Origin of the sequence: Archangium sp. (genome assembly GCF_036389735.1) — a bacterium.
In the GTDB taxonomy this organism is placed as follows: domain Bacteria; phylum Myxococcota; class Myxococcia; order Myxococcales; family Myxococcaceae; genus Archangium.
This window is the reverse complement of sequence record NZ_DASVWK010000350.1, coordinates 1-16030: the sequence shown is the minus strand read 5'-3', so window position 1 is coordinate 16030 and position 16030 is coordinate 1. Positions and strand designations below refer to the sequence as shown.

At 70.3% G+C, this 16030-nt stretch carries 17 protein-coding genes and 1 tRNA gene; 12 read left to right on the top strand and 6 right to left on the bottom strand.

Features of this window, described 5'->3' with window-relative positions; translation table 11 throughout:
• The 10 genes from VF794_RS12325 to VF794_RS12280 all read left to right on the top strand — a co-directional run.
• Window positions 1–476 (top strand): metallophosphoesterase family protein (locus VF794_RS12325; RefSeq protein ID WP_414640902.1); only part of this gene is annotated, 476 nt, incomplete at its 5' end.
• Between the two features lie 47 nt (window positions 477–523).
• Window positions 524–1222, top strand: a complete 699-nt coding sequence (locus tag VF794_RS12320) for a hypothetical protein (protein ID WP_331109957.1) — start codon at window positions 524–526, stop codon at window positions 1220–1222.
• Window positions 1223–1224: 2 nt separating this feature from the next.
• The gene (gene asd / locus VF794_RS12315) at window positions 1225–2067 is read left to right on the top strand and encodes an archaetidylserine decarboxylase (RefSeq protein ID WP_331109955.1); all 843 of its coding nucleotides are present in this window, start codon (window positions 1225–1227) and stop codon (window positions 2065–2067) included.
• Between the two features lie 26 nt (window positions 2068–2093).
• The gene (hisS, locus tag VF794_RS12310) at window positions 2094–3356 is read left to right on the top strand and encodes a histidine--tRNA ligase (RefSeq protein WP_331109959.1); all 1263 of its coding nucleotides are present in this window, start codon (window positions 2094–2096) and stop codon (window positions 3354–3356) included.
• A 114-nt stretch (window positions 3357–3470) separates the two neighbouring features.
• A complete protein-coding gene (locus VF794_RS12305; RefSeq protein ID WP_331109953.1) occupies window positions 3471–3875 on the top strand; it encodes a S24/S26 family peptidase in 405 nt (134 codons plus the stop codon).
• Complete coding sequence (locus tag VF794_RS12300; protein ID WP_331109951.1) at window positions 3872–4162, top strand: PqqD family protein; 291 nt, start codon at window positions 3872–3874, stop codon at window positions 4160–4162. The genes VF794_RS12305 and VF794_RS12300 overlap by 4 nt, the downstream gene beginning before the upstream one ends.
• Window positions 4159–4656 (top strand): hypothetical protein, encoded by a 498-nt coding sequence (locus tag VF794_RS12295; protein WP_331109949.1) that lies wholly within the window; start codon window positions 4159–4161, stop codon window positions 4654–4656. Before VF794_RS12300 ends, VF794_RS12295 begins: the two co-directional genes overlap by 4 nt.
• A gap of 3 nt (window positions 4657–4659) precedes the next feature.
• Window positions 4660–7728: a PQQ-binding-like beta-propeller repeat protein gene (locus VF794_RS12290; RefSeq protein ID WP_331109947.1), complete on the top strand. Its 3069-nt coding sequence runs from the start codon at window positions 4660–4662 to the stop codon at window positions 7726–7728.
• A 7-nt stretch (window positions 7729–7735) separates the two neighbouring features.
• A complete protein-coding gene (locus VF794_RS12285) occupies window positions 7736–7924 on the top strand; it encodes a hypothetical protein (protein ID WP_331109945.1) in 189 nt (62 codons plus the stop codon).
• A 16-nt stretch (window positions 7925–7940) separates the two neighbouring features.
• Window positions 7941–8738: a hypothetical protein gene (locus VF794_RS12280; RefSeq protein WP_331109944.1), complete on the top strand. Its 798-nt coding sequence runs from the start codon at window positions 7941–7943 to the stop codon at window positions 8736–8738.
• A gap of 108 nt (window positions 8739–8846) precedes the next feature.
• Here VF794_RS12280 and VF794_RS12275 read toward each other — a convergent pair whose 3' ends face one another.
• Together VF794_RS12275 and VF794_RS12270 are read right to left on the bottom strand one after the other, a co-directional pair.
• A complete protein-coding gene (locus VF794_RS12275) occupies window positions 8847–9491 on the bottom strand; it encodes a hypothetical protein (protein WP_331109942.1) in 645 nt (214 codons plus the stop codon).
• A complete protein-coding gene (locus tag VF794_RS12270) occupies window positions 9446–10153 on the bottom strand; it encodes a hypothetical protein (protein ID WP_331109940.1) in 708 nt (235 codons plus the stop codon). Before VF794_RS12270 ends, VF794_RS12275 begins: the two co-directional genes overlap by 46 nt.
• Window positions 10154–10395: 242 nt before the next feature.
• Here VF794_RS12270 and miaA point away from each other — a divergent pair, with 242 nt between their 5' ends.
• A complete protein-coding gene (gene miaA, locus VF794_RS12265) occupies window positions 10396–11286 on the top strand; it encodes a tRNA (adenosine(37)-N6)-dimethylallyltransferase MiaA (RefSeq protein WP_331109938.1) in 891 nt (296 codons plus the stop codon).
• Here the strand turns inward: miaA and VF794_RS12260 are convergent, their stop codons facing one another.
• The 4 genes from VF794_RS12260 to VF794_RS12245 form a co-directional block, all read right to left on the bottom strand.
• Entirely contained in the window at window positions 11287–11652 is a 366-nt protein-coding gene (locus tag VF794_RS12260; RefSeq protein WP_331109936.1) for a hypothetical protein, read from the bottom strand.
• A 111-nt stretch (window positions 11653–11763) separates the two neighbouring features.
• Window positions 11764–13491 carry a response regulator gene (locus tag VF794_RS12255; RefSeq protein ID WP_331109934.1) on the bottom strand — a complete coding sequence of 576 codons (1728 nt, stop codon included), beginning with the start codon at window positions 13489–13491 and terminating at the stop codon, window positions 11764–11766.
• A 52-nt stretch (window positions 13492–13543) separates the two neighbouring features.
• On the bottom strand, window positions 13544–14503 hold the full coding sequence (locus VF794_RS12250; RefSeq protein ID WP_331109932.1) for a diguanylate cyclase: 960 nt from the start codon (window positions 14501–14503) through the stop codon (window positions 13544–13546).
• Window positions 14504–14868: 365 nt separating this feature from the next.
• Window positions 14869–15621, bottom strand: coding sequence for a tetratricopeptide repeat protein (locus VF794_RS12245; RefSeq protein ID WP_331109930.1), 753 nt, complete (start codon window positions 15619–15621; stop codon window positions 14869–14871).
• Between the two features lie 93 nt (window positions 15622–15714).
• Between VF794_RS12245 and VF794_RS12240 the strand changes: the two genes are divergently transcribed.
• Window positions 15715–15800: transfer RNA gene (locus VF794_RS12240), tRNA-Leu, on the top strand.
• Window positions 15801–16030: the final 230 nt, after the last annotated feature.

Sequence of the window (16030 nt, the reverse complement as noted above, 5' to 3'; positions counted from 1 at the left end):
GGTCGGCCGGGGTGCTCTCGGACGAGAACATGGACTGGCTCAAGAGCCTGCCCTACACGTACCGGATTGGGGACGTGGGCTTCTGCCATGGCTCGCCGGTGGAGCCCAAGGCGTACGAGTACATCTTCGCGCTGGAGCAGGCCAAGGATCTGGCCCCGTACGTGGAGCACCTGCCGGAGGTGACGTTCATCGGGCACAGCCACCTGTGCAAGGCGTTCGCGATCGGCAACGGCGAGGTGCACGACGTGGTGGCCCAGAAGTTCGGCATCCGCCGGGGCTACAAGTACATCATCTCGGTGGGCAGCGTGGGGCAGCCGCGGGACTACGACAACCGGGCCTGCTTCGTCATCTGCGACACCGGGGCGCGCACGGTGGAGTACCTCCGGGTGGAGTACGACATCGAGACGTCCGCGCAGAAGATCTTCGACGCCGAGCTGGCGCTGAACTTCGGCAAGCGCCTGTTCCTGGGCGTCTGATCGAAAAAGGGGCGCGGCGGCCCGGAAGATGGCGTAGAAACCGCCCCGTGCGGACCTACAGCTTCCTTTCCGGCCGGGCACTCACCGGCCTCCTGACGGCCCTGTTCCTGGCGGCGGCCCCCATGGCCTGCCGCAAACCCGCGCAGCCCTCCGAGGCCTACGCCCAGGCCCGTACCCGCTTCACCAGGATCTACGCGGAGAAGGGTGACGCGGCCTTCGTCGATCCGCAGATGAACGAGATCGACTCGCTCCTGGCCCAGGTGCCCGAGAGCAGCCTGGACGCGGTCTCCGCGCGGGAGCTGCGCGCGCGCATCCAGAACGGCCGCCAGCAGGCCGAGGCCCAGGCCCGGGCCCAGAGCGAGGCGCTCGCCAAGGCCCGCGAGCCCGCCTCCATGCCCTCGGGTTTCAACTCCCGGCCCTCCGGACTCCCCCCGCCCGAGGAGGAGGAGGAGGCCCCCGTCGACTCGGGCACTCCGAGCGGCGCTCCCCAGATCGGTACCTCGGCGGCCGAGCTTGCGGGCGGCTTCTCCAATTGTTTCCAGAAGGGGGAGCAGGTCGATGTGCGCGGTCGCGGTCTCCGGGATCGCTGGGAATTGCAGGACCGCGCGGCTTGTCGCCAGCAGTACGCCTCGCTCCAGGACCAGGTTTTGATCATCGAGGAGGGCAAGGTGTTTGCCCTGGCGCCCAAGAGCGCCATCCAGGTGATGCCGAGCGATGGTGGTTTCCCCTCGGACGGTGGACGCTGAACATGAACGAACAGACCTTCATGAAGTTGATGCAGATCCTCCCCAAGTCCGCGCTCTCCACGGCGGTGGGGATGGCCACGCGACTGCCCGCTCCGGCGCCCATCCACCGCGCGGCCATCAAGGCCTTCGCCAAGATGTACAACGTGGACATCGCCGAGGCGGAGCACGCCGTCGAGCACTACCCCACGTTCGCCCAGTTCTTCACCCGCGGGCTCAAGGTGGGCTCGCGCCCCGTGGACCCGGGCGAGAAGGTCGTCGTGTCCCCCGTGGACGGCGCCGTGTCCCAGGTGGGCTACGCCGAGCACGGCCGCGTCATGCAGGCCAAGGGCATCCACTACACCGTGGGCGAGCTGCTCGGTAACGAGAAGGCCGCCGAGCCCTTCCACGGCGGTGCCTGGACCACCATCTACCTGTCGCCCCGCGACTACCACCGCATCCACGCCCCACTGGGCGGGAAGATCACCGGGTACGCGTACATCCCCGGGGAGTTCTGGCCCGTCAACGCGGCCTCGGTGAAGTACAAGCAGGCGCTCTTCTGCGTCAACGAGCGGCTCGTCACCTATATGGACACGGTGGCCGGCAAGTGCGCCGTGGTGAAGGTGGGCGCCACTTGCGTGTCGCGCATCAAGGCCGCCTACGACGAGGTCCTCACCCACGAGGGCAAGCCGGGCAAGGTGCACGGCTACGACACCGCCATTCCGGTGGAGAAGGGTGGGGAGCTGGGCCGCTTCGAGATGGGCTCCACCGTCATCCTCGTCTTCGAGCCGGGCCGCGTGAAGTGGGACGAGAGCTTCCAGCCCGAGGCGGTGGTCCGCATGGGCCGGCGCATTGGAGAGATTCCGTGAGTCAGAAGGTCAGTGGCGTCAAGGGGATGAACGACATCCTCCCTGGCGAGGTGGAGGTGTGGCAGTTCGTCGAGCGCACCGCCCGCGAACTCTTCGGACGCTACGGCTACGGCGAGGTGCGCACCCCCACCGTGGAGGACACGGCCCTCTTCGTGCGCAGCGTGGGCGAGGAGACCGACATCGTCGGCAAGGAGATGTACACCTTCGAGGACAAGGGCGGCCGCAGCCTCTCCCTGCGCCCCGAGGGCACCGCTCCGGCGGCTCGCGCCTACATCGAGCACTCCATCGGCAACCAGGAGCCGCTCACGCGCTGGTTCTACATGGGCCCCATGTTCCGCTACGAGCGCATGAAGACGGGCCGCTACCGCCAGTTCCACCAGATCGGCGCCGAGGCCTATGGCTCCAAGGAGCCCGCCCAGGACGTCGAGGTGATGGACATGGTGGTGCGCCTGCTGCTCAAGCTGGGGCTCACCGACGTGTCGCTCAACATCAACTCGCTTGGGGACGAGCAGTGCCGGCCCGTCTACCAGGCCCGCCTCGTGGAGCACCTGCGCGGCCACGCCAGCGAGCTGTGCGCCGACTGCCAGAAGCGCCTGGAGCGCAATCCCCTCCGCGTGCTCGACTGCAAGAACGAGCGCTGCCAGCAGATCGCCAACGCCGCCCCCAACATCCTCGAGTCCCTGTGCGAGCCGTGCCGCGCGCACTTCGCCGAGGTGCAGCGCAAGCTCAACGCGCTGGAGATCAAGTACGTCGTCAACCCGCGCATCATGCGCGGCCTGGACTACTACACGCGCACCACCTTCGAGTTCATCGCCTCGCACCCCGTGCTCGGCACCGCCAGCACCGTGGGCGGCGGTGGGCGCTACGACAAGCTGGTGAAGAGCCTCGGCGGACCGGACGTGCCCGCCGTGGGCTTCGGCCTGGGGTTGGATCGGCTCTGCCTGCTGCTCAAGGAGAGCGGCCAGCGGTTCTCCCCGTCCACCGACCTCTTCATCGCCGTGGCGGACGAGGGTTCGGCGGATGCGGCCTTCGTGCTCGCCAGCAAGCTGCGCCACGAGGGCCTGCGCGTGGAGTTCGACACGCGCGGCGGCAGCCTCAAGAGCCAGATGAAGCGCGCGGACAAGACCGGCGCCCGCTTCACGCTGGTGCTCGGCCAGCAGGAGCGCGAGAGCGGTCAAGCCCAGCTCAAGCCCATGGCCGGGGGAGACCCCGTGCCCGTGTCGCTCGAGCACATCGCCCGTACCCTCCGTGAAGCGAGCTCCGGGGTGTCTTCCCCCTCGGCTTCTTGAGCCGGCGAAGGTCGTTTAGTAGGAAAAACCCGTCCGCCCCTTGAGATTCCAAGGGGTTAGACGGGGCGTGGATTTGGTGTGTCGTCGGGGTGACGGTACAATCCCGTTCCACTCATGTCGCGCGACCGGACACACGCAGAGCGAGAGGGCCTGTGCTGGATCCCCATTCAGGGAGACAGCATGTGGCCCTCGTTGCGTTCGGGCGACGTGGCCGGCGTGGAGCCCCTGGCGGAGGCACCCCGGCCCGGCGAGGTGGTGATCGCGCGCTTCGCTCATGCGCTGGTGGCGCACCGGGTGCACCGCTGTGACGCGGACTCGTGCGTGCTGCGCGGGGACAACGTGGCGGCGGAGGATCCCCCGCTGCCTCGCGCGCGGCTGCTGGGGCGGGTGAGCCTGGTCCGCCGTGGCGGCGAGGTGCTCGCGCCCACCGGGTGGGACGTCGGGCCGCTGCGCTGGGGCCGCTGGCGCGTGGTGGTGAAGCGCGGGCTGGCGGCGCTGCTCGGACGGGGACGCGCATGAGCTTCCGGGCCGACAGCATCCCCCGCCGACGCGAGGGCGCGGACGGGCAGCGCTTCGGCGAGGACTTCGTGGTGCTGGATCCGGAAGGTCACATGCTGCGCGGCCTCAACGAGACCGCGGCGCGCGTCTGGGAGTTGATGGACGGGCGGCGCACCGCGCGGGACATCGCCGGAGAGCTGGCGCGCGAATACGGCGTGGAAGTGGAGCCGGTACTCGGGGACTGTCTGCGCCTCCTCGATCGGCTCGCGGGACATGGGCTGTTGGACGCGAAGGAGGTGCTGCGATGAGAGCGCTCGTGCTGGCGTCGTGGGCCCTGCTGTTGGCCGCCTGTAGCGAGGGAGTCACCCCGAATCCGCCCGGTGGAGAAGGGGTGGACCCCGTACCCGTGGTGCCCTCCGAGGTGTCCTGGAATGGTATCTCGCCGCCCGTGCGCCCCGCGCCGCCGCTGCCGCCCCGGGTGGGCGTGGCGCACGTCACCTACGTGCCCGAAGGCGCGCGCGGCCTGTCCGAGGTGACGTCCGTGGAGGTGCGGCTGCGCGTGGGTGGCCTCGTCGGCACGGCGTCGCTGGACGCGGAGTTCCTCGCCCCCGGCCCCTCCGCGTATGACAAGCGCACCCGGCTGGTGGAGGAGGCCGTGCCCACCGAGGAGCGCGAGCTCGTCTTCAGCCTGCCCGTCGCGGGCACCAACATCCCCACCCACGGCTTGAGCGGAGCCTGGGAGGTGCGCTTCTTCGTCGATGGCGCGCCCCTGACCACCGCCGGCTTCACCCTGGAGCGCTGAGCCATGAACGCACGCCTTCTCGCGCTCCTCACCCTGCTACTGCCCGCCGCCGCGCTGGCCCAGAACGCCTGGACCGTCACGCCCGTCGAGGGCTCCGCGGTGATGGGGGAGATCTCCTCGCTCCTCTTCGAGGTGCGCAACGCCTCCACCAGCACCCGCCCGCTCAACGAGATCAGCCTCTCCGTCGATACCGCCTCCTACGACATCGACGGCGGCGACGCGCCGCTGGGCTGGACGGTGAGCACCATCGATCGCAAGGAGCGCCGCATCACCTATACGGCGAACGGTGCCTGCGGCGCGGGCTCGGTGGGGCTCGCTCCGGGCGCCACCGCGCGCTTCACGCTGCGGGTCGTGGGCGTCCCGGCCAACGCCGATGTCACCGACGCACTGGTGGGCGGCAACAGTCCCACCAAGGCGAGCATGGCCCGGGACACGTGCTCCGGCACCACCTTCACGGGAGATCCCACGCTGGCCCGTTGGAAGCGCGTGGGCCTGTCCGCGTCCTTCACCGTGCTGCCGCGCACCCTCCAGGTGGGCGGCAATGTCTCCGTGCAGCTCGTGGTGGTGAACCGCTCGCTGGTGACCCAGGGCGGCATCACCTTGAGCGGTCCGGTGGTGGTGGGTGGCGCGACCTTCAATCGGACGGTCCAGGCCTTCTCGCCGGCCTCGCTCTCGCTCGCGCCCGGGGCCTCGGGTGCCTTCACCGGGAAGCTCCAGGCCACGGGGGAGGGGACGAGCGTCTTCCGGGCCACCGCCGGCAACGGCACGGTGAGCACCGCGCTCACCTCCTCGCTCCTGGTGAACGTGAGCAGCTTCCCGGCCCTCATCGAGGCCCTGCCCGCCAGCATCGCCACGGGCGACACGGTGACGGTCCGCCTCGTGGTCTCCAACCCCTCCAAGACCGCCTACCGGGACATCGTCCCCCAGGCCCCCACCTTCGTGGGCACGGCGACGCCCACGCTCTTGAGCGGCCCCACGCCCACGGTCATGGCCTCGCTCAGCCCGGGCGCCGCCATCTCCTTCTATTGGACGTACCGGATGGACGGGGCCGTCGGCACCACCTTCCAGTTCAGCAGTCAGGCGAACGCCACCCGGGACGGCGTCCCCATCTCCACCAGCCCGGTGAGCTCGGCCCAGGGCCGCATCGTGGAGCACCGGCTCACCATCGAGCCCGCCTCCGTCATCTCCGGCGCGACGAACCGCACCCTCCGCTACACCCTCTACAACGGCGGCACGGTGGAGATCCGCACCGTGAAGCTGCTCCCGTTGGACCCGACGTTCTTCACCCTCTCGGGCACGCCCTTCGCCAAGGACACCAGCGGCTGGAACACCAGCTCCAACAAGGGCTACATCTGGACCGCTCCCAATGGAGCGCCCGGCCTTACCCCGGGCTCGCAGAAGACCTTCTCGCTCGACTACGCCGCCTTCGGCTCCGTCTCCACCGACACGGCCTTCAGCCACCAGTTGGAGCTCACCCAGGTCAGCGGCTCCACCACCAACACCCTCCGCGTGGACGCGCCCGTGACGATCTTCGTCAACCGGGTACTCCCCGAGGTGGAGTCCCTGGTGGCGCTCGCCGGGCCCGCCCGCAACACGCTGATGTGGACCAACCCGTCCGACCATGACGGTGTGCTCGTGTTGCGCGCCGTGGGCGCCGCCCCCAACACCCCGCCCGAGCCCGGTCGGCGCTACGCCGCGGGCGAGGCGCTCGGCAACGCGACGGTGGTGTACTCGGACGAGCTGAGCGTGGCCTCGGCCTATTCCGACACCGGCCTCACCAATGGAACGGCGTATGTCTACCGGGTGTACAACCACGACGCGCTCTACCGGTACTCGCCCGGCAACGCGCCGCAGTCGCTCGGGCTGAAGTCCATTCCCACCGGCCGGGGCAGCGGCGAGCCGCTGTGGTGCTACAGCGTCGGCTTCTCCTCCCTCCAGCAGCCCATCACCGAGCTGGGCGTGGGCATCTTCAGCGCCAACACCTCGGGCCGTGTCACGGCCAGCCTGACGAATACCTCCACCCCGGTGTTCGACGGCAACGAGCGCTGGCGTCCGGTGCAGCTCCAGGGCGCCGTGCAGAGCCGCTTCCCCATCGTCCCGCTGCACGGGTTGCCCGGGCAGTACATCCTCACGGGCGATCAGGCGGGCTTCACCTATGCCATCCGCACCGACTCCGGCGAGGTGCTCTGGCGAGGCGCCTCGCTCGGCACCATCCAGGCCTTCCCGGTGGTGCAGCTCCATGACTTCGCCAACGCGGCCTACAAGGCGGCCTCCCCCGGGCGCGACCTGGCCTTCTTCGCCACCCGGCTGAGCACCGGCACCGACAACAAGGTGGTGGCGCTCAACGCGGCCACCGGCGTCCCCGTGTGGACGTACGCCCCGGGGGACCTCGGCATGGTGAGCGGGGGCATGTTGGTCGACTACACGTACAACCGTCTGTATGTGGGCGCCCGCTCGAACGGGGGCTCCCTGGCCTCGCTGCGCGTCCTCGACAGCCTCACCGGTGCCGAGCTGGCCCGGCTGTCCCTCGGAGACATCGACTTCGGCATCGTCCGCTATGGCTCGTTGCCCCTGGCCCTCGTGACGAGCAGTGACGGCACGGTGTACGGCCTCGACATGGCGGCGATGACGGTCGCCTGGAGCGCGGCGGTGGCTGCCCGGCCGTCGGCCTCGGTGCCAGCCTTCTCCCAGTTCGCTCGGCCGGTGACGAACGGCTTCGTCGTGAGCATCCTGGGTGCCAGCGACGCGGAGGGCAGGGTGGAGCGCTGGAGCGTCACCACCACCACGACCACCACCGGCACCACCACCACGGCGAAGATGCTTTGGTCCACCCCCATTCCGAGCCCCTCCGGCACCTTCTCGGGCACCATTGGCGGCGTGCAGCGCCTCTACGTCGGTGGCAAGGACGAGAAGGTGCACGAGCTGGACTTCGCCTCCGGCGTCGACGGCAAGCAGATCTCCCTGCCCGGCGCGCTGGCCGTCGGCACGCCCACGGTGGACAGCACCGTGTCGCGCCTCCATGTGGGCACCCAGGACGGCCGCATCTGTGCCTTCCCGGTGCCCTTCCCTTGAGCCCTCCATGACGCGCCATCCCAAGCCACCTCCCGAGGGAACACCATCCGCGCCCGCCGCGCTGGCCCCTCGTGCGCGCGTCTACGAGCCACCCACGGTGCTCTGGGAGCAGCCCTTCGTGGCGCTCGCGCAGATGTCCACCCACAAGGGCGACTACGGCTGCAACATCCCCGGCTCGTGCGAGGATCTGCCATGAGGAGGCTCCGCCGCCCGTGGTGACGCTGTCACTGGCGGGCTGGACGGTGTCCCTCGAATTCGAGGACGTGGCGCTGGAGGAGGTGCTCGTCCAGCGGGCCTTCCCGGCGTTCCTCACCTCCGAGCCCGCCCGGGCGCACGTCCGGGTGCTGCGTCCGTCGGTCTCTCGTCCGCCCCCCGAGTCGCGCTCCCTGCCCGAGCCCCGTCCCGTCCCCGGTGGTGGCCTCCGGGTGGAAGGGGAGGACTACGTCGCGGACCTCGCTCCCGAGGGCCGGAGCGCCACCGTGAGGGGCGAGGGCCGCTACCCGTTGGACACGGTGTTGAAGGTGTTGCTCGCTGGAGAACTCGCCCGGCGCGGGGGCCTGCTGGTGCACGGGGTGGCGGTGGAGCACCTCGGCCGCGCGGCCCTGTGGACGGGGTACTCGGGGGCGGGGAAGAGCACCCTCGGGGGCCTGTGGGCGAGGTCCGGCGGCACGGTGCTGGCCGATGAACTGGTGGCGGTGTGGCCCGAGGCGGGAGGCTGGCGCGCCGCCGGGACGCCGTGGAACGTGGGCCTTCCGCGAGAGGCCTCGCTGCGCGCGGTGGGCCTGTTGGGCTGGGATGCGGCTTCGCGCTGGGAGCCGCTGGGCGCGGGGGAGGTGGCCCGGGTGCTGCTGCTCAACGCGCTGCTGCCCGAGGCCTCCGTCGCCGGACGCCGCCACCTGCTGGGCGCGGCGAGCCGCCTGCTGGCGGACGTGGAGACGGCCCGGCTCGTCTTCGCGCGAGATGCCTCCGCCGCGGACGCGGTGCGCGCGGCGCTGAGCGCTGTGAAGTAGACCAGACCCAAGGTTCCCTCGATCGGCGGGACCTCCCGGGCGCGGCTTTCGTCAAATGGTCCAATGGTTGTACCAGTTCGCACGGCGCGCGCCCGGGAGGTCGTCGTCTCAGGCGCCGGGCCGCGAGGACGGGACGTGCCGCTCCAGCAGGGTGAGGAGATAGTGCGTGCCCTCGATCAACCTGAAGCGGAAGGAGCGCCCATCCACCAGGCTCACTTCCACGGTGCTGGCGGAGAGGCGCCGGACACCGCCAGGACGGATGGCGTGGAGGGGGATGTGAAGGGCGGCTCTCCCAGTGGGCTGCCAGACCAGTCGTTTCCGGGTGAGCCAGAACCGCCCGGAGTACAGGCGCTGGAGGGCGTAACCGATGGAAGGGAGCAACGGCACCAGCAAGACGCGAGGCCCCAGGATGGGGACCCCGAGTAGCGCACAGAAGATGCCGAGGACGATGCCGCTCCTCAGCAGGGGGGACAACAGCGCCGGAGTCCTCATGAACGCTCCCCGGCACAGCACCTCTTCGTCGGAAGCGACAGGAGGGGCGAGCGTCTGGCCCAGCACCTGATGGAGTCGGGCGAGGTCCTCCACGCCGAGGCGCTCGCGCGTGAGCGCTTCCAGCCGGTGGCGGAGCCCCTGCACCTTCCGGGCGAGCATGCGGGCCGGCTCCGCCTCGGGCCAGCCTTCCACCCGGGCTCGCTGGTGGATGCGGGTCAAGGCCTCGGCGCTCTCGGGCTGCTGGCGGACCAGCTCTCCCAAGGTGTCCAGGTCGCCAGGAGCGGCGGGAGTCCTCCTCGAGGCTCCGGGTCGCTTCGTGACTGCTGGACATCGTGGGGGTGGAGACGCACGTCGAGGGGGATGTTCCGCACCAGGAGCTCCTCGTGGTTCTCCAGTCGGGACTCGACCTTCAGGTGCCAGCGGACGTCGGGGTACTTGTCGGGGACGTGCTGGGGGATGCGCACCCGCTCGAGGGGAAACTCGAGCACCTCGCCCGCGCGCAGCTCCCGGTTCGTATGCATCCGCACGAGCTCCCAGTGCCGGACGGTGAGGCTCCATCTGCTCTGGCCCACCAACATGACCGACAAGTCCCGCACGTGGAGGGGGCTCGTGGGTTGTAGCCGGACACGGACCTGGAGGGTCTCCCCCGGGGCCACCTCGTTCGCGCTGAGCCACAGGAAGCCGAAGGGAGCGAGGGGTGCTGGCCTGGCGTTCAGGAGGGAGCGCAGGAAGAAGCGAAGCGGCTGTCCCTCCGCGTGGCCCTGTAGCTCCAACGGGTGCCAGGTGCCCTCCGGGAGGGCCGGGGACCCGGGTGTCAGCTCCTCCTCGGAACTCGACCGTGGTGCATCGATGACGCCGAGCCTCCTGATGAGCCACCATCTGGTGAGCCACCAAGGTACTTCTACCTCACCGGCGGGTCGCACAGGAGGCGCTGGCGCTCCAGCCTGGCGGCCAATCGTTCGATACCGCGAGGGTGGAGGTCGCGCGGCGAGACCTGGAGGGGATCGCCTTGAGTGGGTAGCCAGGATGGTGCGCCGATACTTCGACATGGGTCACCCCGGGAGCGCGAGCGAGAGGCCCCACCCACTCCTGAAGAAATGGCGGCCCGTGGTTACAGGTCCGGGGATTTCCCCGGGTTCATGGTACGAGCGGGGTTGGAGCGCCGATGAAACCCTCCCTCATCGTCATCGCCGGACCCACCGCCTCCGGGAAGACCGCCCTCGCCATCGCGCTCGCCCGCCAGCACGGGGGGGAGATCCTCAGCGCGGACTCGCAGCAGGTGTACCGGCACTTCGACATCGGCACGGCGAAGCCCTCGGCGGAGGAGCTGGCCGCCGTGCCGCACCACCTCATCTCCGTGGTGGATCCGCTGGAGCCCTTCTCCGCCGCCGAGTACCAGCGCCGCGCCGACGCGGCCATCGAGGACCTCACCTCGCGAGGCAAGCCCGTCTTCGTGGTGGGGGGGACGGGGATGTACCTGCGCATCCTGTTGCACGGGCTCGTGGAGGCTCCGGGCGCGGATCCCGAGCTGCGCGCCGAGCTGGAGGCGCTCGCCGCCGCCGAGGGCCGCGAGGCCGTGCACCGCAAGCTCGCCGAGGTGGATCCGGAGACGGCCGCGAAGCTGCCGCCGCAGGATCTGGTGCGCACCATCCGCGCGTTGGAGATCCACAAGCAGACGGGGAAACCGGCCTCGGAGTTCCGCCGGGAGCATGCCTTCGCGCCGGACCGGTATCCCTTCCGGATGTACGTGCTCAACCCGCCGCGCGAGGCGCTGTACCGGACCATCGACGCGCGCACCGCCGCCATGTTCCGGAGCGGACTGGTGGAGGAGGTGAGGGCGCTGATCTCCCGGGGCTACGCGGAGGCGGCGCCCATGCGCAGCGTGGGCTACGTGCAGGCGAAGGCGGTGGTGGACGGCCAGCTCTCGGTGGACGAGGCCATCCAACAGACGGCCCAGGAGACGCGCCGCTACGCGAAGCGGCAGCTCACGTGGTTCCGCAAGGAGCCGGGGGCCCTCTTCGTGGAGCCCCCGTACGACGCGCTGCTGAAGGCGTGACTACGGCTCGACGGACTCGAGCGAGAACACGGACTCCTCGCCTCGGCCATACACGGTGCCCCGGGCGACGAGGCCCTCGGACGTGTGCACGCGCTCGGAGGCCCGAGCCCGGTTCTCCTGCGGCATGTCGGAGGGGAACTCGAGGCCGGTCAGCATCATCTTCGGGCCCGCACCGACCGGTGAGGCGAGGAGGGTGGGGCAGGGGGCTCGGGCGCACCGCACGCCGCTGTCGGTGATTCGGTACTTCCCGGGGCCGACGACCATTCCATCCTGGACCTGGAGGATGTCGTCCTCTCCCTCCGAGCCAGCGGGGCCGCACGCGGTTGCTCCGAACAACACCAGGGACGCGAGGAGGAGCTTTCTCATGATGGTCCTCCCCGGGTTGCAAGGTGCATTCCCCGACGAAGGCGCGGGGATTCGCGGGGTTATGCGGGAGCGCGCCCTCGGAAATCCGAGGCGCGCTCCGACAATCCGTGCTCAAGAGGCGTAGCGGCCCGTCTCGTCGGCCAGGCCGGTGTCCGGGCGCGGCTGGGAGACCGGGGCAGGGGCCGGGACCTGGCCCATGAGCTGGCGCAGGAGGCGCTCGGGATCCACGGGCTTGGGCAGGAAGGCCTCGGCGCCCGCGTCGAGCGCGCGCTGGCGCACGTGGGGCCGGTTCAACCCGCTCATGACCACCACCCGCGTGTCGCGTGTGAGCGGATGCTGCTTGAGGCCCTCGCACAGCCGCAGCCCATCGACCCAGTGCAGCACCACGTCCAACAGGATCGCCGTGGGCGGGCGGCGCGCGACCGCGCAGAACAGGGCCAGCTCGTCCGCGAAGGCCACCACCCGAGCCCCCGTGGACTCCAGCAGTTGCGTCATCGCCTCGCGCTGATCCGGATCATCATCGACGATGTAGTAGAGGTCCGGCTCCAGCGTGGGGATCGTCGCGGGCAGCGGCTCCACCGTGGTGCGCACCCAGGAGGACACGGTCTCCCGGACGCCGGCCCAGCGCGCGGCGCTCAGCAGGGCCAGCGGGGTGGGGGAGGCGAGTCCCAGCACGCCGCCGCCGCCCATGCCGCTCGCGGTGCCGCGGTTGCGCGCCGTGAGGAAGGCCTGGGGCGCCCGACTTCCCGCGCGACGCAGCCACGGGATGGAGCGAGCCCCCGCCGCCGAGTCCTCGAGCAGCTCGCCGAGGCCCTCGCGCACGTAACGGCGCTCCAGGGCCGGGGTGTCCAGGCCCGCGTCCAGCAGGGCCACCGCCGCGCGGCTGCACGAGGCGAGCGTCTCCGAGAGTCCGATCTGGAGCGGGTGGCCGAAGGCCGCGGCGCCCACCGCGAGCTGACCGGGAGCCACCAGGGTGCGTCCCGGCCCACAGGGAAGCCGCGTGGGCTCCAGGGCGGCGAGCTCGAAGCCTTCCTCCACCAGCCCGTCGCGGGCGGCCATCATCAACACCTGGCACAGGTCCGCCGGCGTCACCGAGGCCCCGAAGGCCAGCGCGTACACCGAGTGCGCGCCGGGCAGCAGCAGCAGCCCGTCCACGGTAGGCAGCGGAGAGAGCCACAGCCGCGCGAGCGGCGCCACGGACAGGCGGGTCGTCGCGTGCCGCAGCCGCGCCTGCACCGCCGCCACGGTGGGAGCGGGCTTGAAGCCCGGGAAGAAGGCATCACCCAGCGAGGGCCCGGCGCCCGTGGCCAGGGCCACCGCGTGGAAGCGCTCGCCGCTGCCCTGGGCCCTCACCACGAGCGGGCCGCACTTGCGCACCGCGGCCGGGGCGTCCGGCGCCGCGGGCTGGTTCTCCACCCGCTCCACGTGTCGGGAGATGAAGCGCGCGCCCTGGGCCGTGGCCGCGCCCGCGAGCACCTCGCGAACCAGGGCGAGACCGCCCTGGCCCTGCGGCCACCCGTCCACCACCCACAGGCCGCCCGGCGCCGACGGCAGCACCTCGCGATGGCCGTGGGAGATGATCTCCATGCCGCGCAGCTCGTGGGCGCGCCACTCCGGCGGCACCCGGCAGCCGAGCGCGGCCAGCCGCGAGCGGCACTCCGGGGTGAGCACGGCGGGGGGCGCGGTGGTACCGGGCTCGCTGCTCTCGTACACGCGCACATCCAGCGCACTGCCGCGGGCCCTGCCATTGAAGAGCAGCGAGGCCGCGAGCCCCGCTCCGGCGATCCCGCCACCGATGATGGCCACCCTCGAACCGTTCGCCAGCCTGCTGCCGTTCATCCGCGCCCTCGCTCCGCCGTCCATCCGGCCCTTCTGGGGGTTTTGCTCGCTGTCAGTGCCGCTGAACCTTGGGGGGCGGCAACTCCGACGCCCCGTACACCACCACCCGATCGCGTCCTTCGCGCTTGGCCTCGTAGAGCGCGGCGTCGGCGGCCTTCAGGAGCGTCTCCGTGCTCTCGCGGGGTTGAGCGGCCGAGTGGTCCGCGATTCCCACGCTCACGCTCAAGCCGAAGGGGGCCGGCCGCCCGTCGCTGCGCGTCACCTTCACGGTGCGCAGCCCGGCGCGGATGCGCTCGGCGAACACGGCGGCCTCGACGGCCGTCTGATGCGGCAGCAGCGCGACGAACTCATCGCCGCCGAAGCGCGCCGCGAAGTCCACCTCGCGCAGGTTGGTGCGCAGGTGGCTGGCCAGCGCGAGGATCGCCCGGTTGCCCACGTCGTGCCCCATGCCATCGTTGATGGCCTTGAGGTGGTCCAGGTCGATGATCACCACGGACATCGGATACTGGTAGCGGTTGGAGCGCTTGAACTCCTCATCCAGTCGGATGGAGAGGGCGCGGAAGTTGGCCAGCCCGGTGAGGGCGTCCGTCTGGGCGAGCACCTGGAGGCGCTGCTGCTGCTCGCTCTGGCGCAGGGCCCGGTCGATGCGGGCCATCAGCTCACGGGCACTGGCCGGCTTGTGGACGAAGTCCACGGCCCCCAGCTCCAGGCACCTCTCCAGCGTGGCCTCGTCGGAGTCGCCCGTGAGGAAGATGACGGGGACGTCCTCGGTGGACGTGTCCTGCTGAAGCGACTCGAGGACGGACAGCCCATCCTCGCTGTCCAGGAAGCGATCCAGCAGGACGAGGTCCGGCTTGCGCTCCCGGGCCAGCACCAGGCCGGACTGGCCATCGCCGGCGCCCAGGACGTCGAAGCGGGCGGCCAGCAGCTCCACCAGGCTGTCTCGCGTGGCGGGGTCATCCTCCACGACCAGGATCAGGGCCCTGTCCCCGCGGCGGTCGTGCCGTTCCATGATGCTCCGCTCCACTTCCCGTACCTGCCTTGTAATGGCAGGCCGAAAGTCTCGGGTGCCACGCCCGGAGGGATGCCCTTCCCGCCCATCCTCCCCCGCCACCCACGGAGCATCCTCCTCCACGACCTTCCCCTCCTTCACCCGAGACCCCCGGCCGCCAAGCCCGTTGTCTCATCACCCCGGGCCCAACCTCCCGGTGGCGTCCAACCCCTTGCAGCAAGGGGCGTGCCCCTGATGAAGCCAGGAGGGGGTGGAATGATTTCAACGGCTTGCGGCGGGGTGGGGTGGAGGCGCCACTTCCCTACAAGGAAGACTTGCAGCGTTCCCGGGTAGGCCGTCCAGTAGGAATTCCCGGACGCCTGCTCTCAGCGTCGTGGGTTGAACTGGACCCTCCGGCCGCCGCCCCCGCCCCCGCCGAGCATCTGGGGCGGAGGGGTCTCGAGCCCGAACTGCCACCACATGGGCTCGTAGGGCTTCATCTTCAGTTTCTTGTCATTCTGGAGAGCGGCGAGGCTGTTCTTGAGCTTCTCGTCGGAGGGGTTGGCCTCCACGCCGCGCCCCAGCACCCGGAGGGCCTCGTCCTTCTCCTTGTTCTGCACGAGGCACCAGGCGTAGACGGCCCACATCAGGGGCTCCTTCTTGCCGGAGACGACGGCGGACTCGAAGGAGGCCTTCATCTTCGAGAAGTCCTTGCGCTGGTAGTGCAGGGCGCCCTCCATGGCCTTGGCCATGTAGTTGCGCGGGCTGGACTTGGCGAAGTGGACCTGGGCCCCGTCCAGGTCCTTTTTCATGTATTTCAGCATGCCGATCTGCGAGTGGATTTCAGGGCCCACGCCGAACTGCCACTTCTCGTAGACGAGCCCACCCTCCAGCATCTTGATGGCCCGATCGACACGCGCCTGGGCCTCCTTCTGGCTGGTCGGTTGCCCCTGGAACTCCTTCTGGATGGAACCCATGAGGGCCTGGACCCGGGTGACGGTGCGCCGGGCGAGGACGATGAAGAGGCCCACGAAGGCGATCGAGCCGGGGATGATGCCCTGCCAGAAGGCGAAGCCGAAGAACTTGACACCCAGGGTAATGGCGAGACCCACACCCAGGGAGATGAGAAGGTTGTACATGGCGCCCGTTTAGCGATCAGCGGGGGGGACCGCAATGAATGGATGCGTTCGGGCAGGCATCGCGGTATACGTTCGCCTGTTCCAACCCCAAGGGGCCCTCTGTCGAAATTGGTAGACGAGGCGGACTCAAAATCCGCTGCGGCTGACCCCGCGTCCCGGTTCGAGTCCGGGGAGGGCCAATCCGGGGAGTTCTCGCCTGACTGGACGCAGGGGCACTCCCCAGCGCTGTGAGACTCCAGAGAGTGGGTGGAGGTCCTCGATGAAGGTGCTGCTCGTAGAGGACGACGCCAGTCTGCGCGAGGGGATGAGCGAACTCATCTCCGAGCAGGCCGAGGTGCGGGAGGCCGGTAGTGTGGCCCAGGCCCTGGCGGCCATGCGCGAGGAGCTCTTCGGGCTTGTGGTGACGGAC